The 3484-nt window shown below is 67.2% G+C and carries 4 protein-coding genes; 3 read left to right on the plus strand and 1 reads right to left on the minus strand.

Annotated elements, in window-relative coordinates:
- Positions 1-1115 (minus strand): sensor histidine kinase (locus tag ACRDUX_RS33290; protein ID WP_526420529.1); only part of this gene is annotated, 1115 nt, incomplete at its 3' end.
- Positions 1116-1270: 155 nt separating this feature from the next.
- Here ACRDUX_RS33290 and ACRDUX_RS33295 point away from each other — a divergent pair.
- The 3 genes from ACRDUX_RS33295 to ACRDUX_RS33305 form a co-directional block, all read left to right on the plus strand.
- Complete coding sequence (locus ACRDUX_RS33295; RefSeq protein ID WP_526420531.1) at positions 1271-1693, plus strand: DoxX family protein; 423 nt, start codon at positions 1271-1273, stop codon at positions 1691-1693.
- 72 nt (positions 1694-1765) lie between these two features.
- Complete coding sequence (locus tag ACRDUX_RS33300) at positions 1766-2935, plus strand: serine hydrolase domain-containing protein (RefSeq protein WP_526420533.1); 1170 nt, start codon at positions 1766-1768, stop codon at positions 2933-2935.
- A gap of 60 nt (positions 2936-2995) precedes the next feature.
- Positions 2996-3484, plus strand: a 489-nt coding sequence (locus ACRDUX_RS33305; RefSeq protein WP_526420535.1) for an LLM class flavin-dependent oxidoreductase, incomplete at its 3' end; no start/stop codon positions are given.

The raw sequence follows: 3484 nt of genomic DNA on the forward strand, positions 1-3484 counted from the left end.
GCTCTGGCGTGTTTCGCCACGTTGGTCAGGGCCTCGGCCACGACGAAGTACGCGACGGATTCGACCTCGTCGGGAAGCCGCCGTGGCAGAAGGACGTTCAGCGTCGTCGGCACACCGGAGGTCTTGATGCGCTGGACCACCGACGACAGTGCGGCATCGAGCCCGCGGTCGTCCAGGATGGTCGGGGCGATGCCACGCACCACGTTTCGCAACTCGACGAGCGCGCTCTTGGCGTCCGCATGCGCCTCGCCGATGAGCTTCTTGGCCTGCGGCAGATCCGTGTCGAGCTTGGTCTGCGCCAGGCCGATGGTCATGGCCAGCGACACCAGTCGGGGCTGGACGCTGTCGTGCAGGTCGCGTTCGATCCGGTGGCGTTCGGTCTGCGCCGATGACACCGCTCCCTGGCGGGCATCGGTGAGTGCGCTGACCTCGTGTTGCAGTGTGGCGGTCGCCGACGGGGAGAGCAGCCAGCGGTCGATGGACGCGTCGACCGCTGGGGCGAACACCACGATGGCGATGGCCGCGACGAGAGCGACAACCGCCAGCACCCACGCCAACGGAGGCGAGATGAACCAACCGCTCACTTGGGCGTCGCTGCGCCTGATCGCCATGGCCACGGCGGGTCCGAGGAAGGCGAACGCGAGCAGCACGACCGCGATTCCCGCTGCCAGCATGTCGTAGGTGAGCCGCAGATAGTGGTGAGCGGCGGCCTTCCAGAACCACGCACTGCTGACGTCGAGCCAGAGTTGGTGCGTCCAGCGTTGGAAACCGTTGTACGGCGAAAGCTTTCGCGTTGGCGCCGGAATCCCGAGTGCGAAGACAGCCTCGCTTCTCACCCGTTCCACCCGCCCGACGCCGCGCACGAGGTAGACGAACAGGACGCTGGCCACGACGAAGCCGACGACCGAAGGGATCGAGGACACGCCGACGATCAGGATCGCCAACGGAATCCAAAACCACACCACCCCAATCGCCGCGCCAGTCAACATCGACGCGGTCGGCACGATGCCGATGTGACGTGTACGGATGGCGTCGGTGAACGGCTCGCCGGCCGCAGCGGCCGAGAACTCTGAGGTGTCTGGCGGGCTTGGAGTGTCTCTGGGGACTGCAACCATGCCATCAACCTAGAGAGTGGCGTCGCCTGCCGGTATGACGTTCTCCCGAGACCTCGGTGGGGGATAACCCCCGCACCGTGAAATGCGCCGATGAGTTTCCCTGGCGCCGCGGGTCTGCCCGGATACAGATCATTCCGTCGAACGAGGAGCGTGCCATGAATGCCGAGACCACCGATGCCCCTTCGCCAACGGCCACCCGGGGTCGCCTCGGCAGCAGAATCGGCGTGGTCATCAGCGTGCTGGTCGGTGCCTTCCTGGTGTTCGACGTCGCAGGCAAGCTCGCCGGCCTGCCGCAGGTGAAGGAGGGTACCGAAGCGCTCGGCTTCCCCGCCGACCAAGCGCTCGTGATGGGAATCGTGTTGGCGGTCTGCGTCATCGTCTATGCGATTCCGCGCACCGCGGTACTCGGTGCGCTCGGCATCACGGCCTACCTTGGCGGAGCCGTCACCGCGAACATGCGGGTGGAGGCGCCGCTGTTCAGTACCGTCCTGTTCGCGGTCTACTTCGGCGTGCTGATGTGGGTCGGGCTGGTGCTGCGTCGCCCCGGGCTGTTGAAGGTGGCGGGCCTGACCCGCTGAAGCACCGCCGGAGATGGTTCCGGCGACATGCCGTCGAGTGCGACGATGTGCACGTCGGATGACGGAGGCGGGATGGGATTCGCACGCAGGGCGGCTTCGATCGGCGTCGCACTTGCCTTGACCGCGGTGCTCGTCGTCCCGACCGCCGCCGGTGAGCCCACCGTTGGCCTCGCGGCCAGCCTGGATACCGCCGTCGCCGCCCAACTGGCGGAGCTAGGCGTGCCAGGGGCGATCGTCGGGCTGTCGATCCCTGGCGAGATCGACTACCTCGACGCGGTCGGCACCCAGGATCGCAATACCGGCGCGCCCATGTCGGTCGACGAGCACTGGCGCATCGGCAGCGTGACCAAGACGTTCACCGGGACCGCGGTGCTCCAGCTGGTCGACCGGGGGCTCATCCGGTTGAGCGACCCGATCTCCCGCTACGTCGACGGAGTGCCCTCCGGTGAGGTGATCACCCTTGACCTCCTCGGCCGGATGCGCAGCGGCCTATACGACTACGTCGGCGACGCAGCGTTGCTCAAGCGGCTCTACGACGACGCACCCGACGGCCCCGACGCGTTCGCGTTCACGTCGCGCGAACTCCTCGACGTCGCCTTCGCGCACCCGCCGAACTTCCCGCCCGGCGCCCAGTACCAGTACTCGAACACCAACTTGGTCTTGCTGGGCATGGTGGTGGAGAGGGTGACGGGCCTGTCACTTGGCGACTACCTGGCGCGCAACGTCTTCGGCCCGATTGGCCTGACGCAGACCAGCTACCCGGCGAATGGACTACTGCAGCAACCCTTCTCCCACGGTTACACCCATGCGCCCGACGGCGCTCTTCTCGATGCCACCCTCTGGAATCCGTCGTGGGCCGACGCCGCGGGCAAGATCGTCTCGAACTACGCGGATCTGAAGCTGTGGGCCGCTGCGGTCGGGACGGGCGCTCTGCTGAGTCCCGAGTCGCAGGCCTCCCGTCTGCGGACGACAGAGATCATCCCCGGCGGCGTGAGCTACGGCTTCGCCATCATGAACGCGAACGGCTGGATCGGGCACAACGGCACCATCCCCGGCTACACGACCGTGGTGCTGTATCTGCCCGAAAGCGACGCGACACTCGTCGTGATGACGAACTCCGATGAGCCGCAAGACCATGCAGCGGGCCGGTTGGCCACCACCGTCACCGAGATCGCGACACCGGACCACGTTTACCGGCTCAGCCCCCCGCCGTCGGCGTCGCCAAGCCAGCCAGGCAACTGAAAGCCTCAACCGCGGCCGTGGAGTCGCGTCGCATGCCAGACTCTGGTCGTGCGTGTCGGAATGACCTTGCCGGTGATGGAGCCCGATCTCGATGCGGCGATGTTGAGGGCGTGGGCCCGCATCGTCGACGACGGCCCGTTCTCATCGCTGTGCTGGGGCGAGCGCATCGCGTTCAGCAACCCCGACTCCCTGACGCTGCTCGGCGCCATGTCGGCATGGACCGACCGGGTGGAGCTGGTGACGACCGTCATCGTCCCCCAACTCCACGATCCGGTGATGTTGGCCACGGCGCTGGCGACGAGCGACATGCTCAGTGGCGGGAGGCTCACCGTCGGCCTCGGTGTCGGGGGCCGCGAAGAGGACTACAGCGCCGTCGGCGCAGACACCTCCACGCAGACGATGCGCGGAATGGCCGAGCGCGTCGCGGTCATGAAGAGAGTGTGGTCCGGTGAGAAGGTCACCGAGTCCGTCCTTCCCGTCGGACCCGCACCGGTGCGGTCGGGAGGCCCACGGCTACGGGTCGGCACGATCGGCCCGAAGACGGTACGC

Source organism: Mycobacterium sp. (assembly GCF_050701675.1).
Taxonomy (GTDB): Bacteria; Actinomycetota; Actinomycetes; order Mycobacteriales; family Mycobacteriaceae; genus Mycobacterium.